Source organism: Nocardiopsis sp. TNDT3, from assembly GCF_003427465.1.
In the GTDB taxonomy this organism is placed as follows: domain Bacteria; phylum Actinomycetota; class Actinomycetes; order Streptosporangiales; family Streptosporangiaceae; genus Nocardiopsis; species Nocardiopsis dassonvillei.
In genome coordinates this window covers 1-1,673 of record NZ_QPFC01001123.1, presented here as the reverse complement: position 1 = coordinate 1,673, position 1,673 = coordinate 1, and the positions used below count along the sequence as shown (strand labels likewise).

Below are 1,673 nucleotides of genomic sequence, written 5' to 3'. Positions count from 1 at the left end.
GCCGAGAGCGCGCTGCACCAGACGCCCCCCGGCCCCGTGCCCGAACCCCCCGCCGGGGCCGAGCTGGACCGGGTCTACGCCGCACTGGCCTCCGACGACGAGGACGAGGCGGTCGGGGTCTGGGAGACCCCCGCCGTGGACGCGCTCATGCGGAGGGTGGGCCCGGACATGCGCGCCGCCGCGCCCGTGCTGTACGCGGCGGTCGAACCCCACCTGACCGCCTCCGACGCGCACACGCGCATGTGCGCGGTGGAGGCCGCCTCCGCCCTGGCCCGGCTCGGCGGGCTGGAGCCCGACCTGTCCGGCGCGGCCGACATGGCCGAGACCCGCGACGAGGGCGCGGTGATCGTCCTGGCCCTGGGCGCCTGCGGCGCCGACACCACCGAGTTCCTCGCCCACGCCGACCCCGCCATCCGCGCCTGCGCCGCGCTGGCGCCCGGCCAGCGAGCCAACCCCGCGGCCACCGCGGAGCTGGCCGCCGCGCTCGCGGACCCGGAGGCGGCCGACGCCTGGTTCACCAGGCGTCCCGCCCACTTCACCGGCCACGTGCGTTTCGCCCTGGTCCGGGAACTCGCCGAGCGCTCCACCGCCGAGGACGCCGCGCGCCTGCTCCCGGTGCTGCGCGCGCTGGCCCCGCTGACCTCACCCCTCACCGCGGCGGCCGACGCCGGTCCGCTGCTGGACCTGGCCTTCCGCGCCGCCGACACGGGCCGCGGCGCGGCCGCCGACGCGGACGACGGCACCACCGCTGACGCGGGCGCCGAAACGGGTCCCGACGGGTCGGCGGCCCCGTCCGCCACGGGGCCCGCCGCGCCGCGCGACCCCGCGGAGCTGACCGCCGTCCAGCGCGACTACCTCCGGGTCCTGGCCGACCACGACGGCTTCTGGGACGGCCGGTTCGCCAACTTCCTGGTCGTGCTCGCCCGGCTGGGGCTGCCCCGCGAGCGCCGCGGGCTCCGCGCGCTGCTCGCGGCCTGAGCCGGGCGGGCGCGGAGCCCCACGGCGGGCGGACCGGCAAGCATCGCGACCGTTTCGTCCCCACACGTCTCGTTGGACACGTACACGATGACCACCTGTGGCCACGGGCTCGCGAAAACGCCGGTATCCGGGGGCCGGCCGTGGTGGGATAGCCCCCATGACGACCCCCACGCGGCACAGCGCGGCCGCCGAACTCATCGCGGACTTCGTCTCCACCGGTGCCGGACTCGCCGACCGGGCCGACCTCGCGCGGTTCCTGCGCGAGCACCGCCTGGCCACCGAGGGAGCCATCCCCATCACCCTCGCCGACCTCGACGAGGCCATCGCCCTGCGCGACGGCATCCGGGCGGTCCTGGAGCGGCGGGCCGAACCCGACCACGAGGCCATCGCCCGGGGCCAGAAGGTCCTGGACGGCCTCCGCGTCACCGTGCGCCTCCAGGCCTCACGCGAGGCCCCCGTGCCGCTGACCCCGGCGGTCGTGGACGAGGTCCGCCGCGGGCTGGCCCGCATCGCCGGGGCCTGGGCCGTGGTGCTGTCCACGGGGGAGTGGCGCCACATGCGGCTCTGAGGGGACCGCGGCACACGCGGGGACCCGGCCCCGGGCCGGAGGAGTCCGCGCGGGCCCGCCCGCGGCGCGGGAGTCCCCGTTCCGCGCCGCTTTCCACCGGCCGCGGCGGCCCCGGCGGGGCCGGTGG

The 1,673-nt window shown here is 78.5% G+C and carries 2 protein-coding genes; both read left to right on the top strand.

Annotated elements, in window-relative coordinates:
* On the top strand, positions 1-978 hold a 978-nt coding region (locus DQW06_RS24625; protein WP_117199401.1), incomplete at its 5' end, for a hypothetical protein.
* Between the two features lie 157 nt (positions 979-1,135).
* A complete protein-coding gene (locus tag DQW06_RS24620) occupies positions 1,136-1,546 on the top strand; it encodes an ABATE domain-containing protein (protein WP_013152583.1) in 411 nt (136 codons plus the stop codon).
* Positions 1,547-1,673 lie beyond the last annotated feature (127 nt).

Excerpts from the sequence above, each read along its gene's own strand:
- DQW06_RS24620 (WP_013152583.1), top strand. The coding sequence starts at position 1,136 with ATGACGACCCCCACGCGGCACAGCGCGGCCGCCGAACTCATCGCGGAC.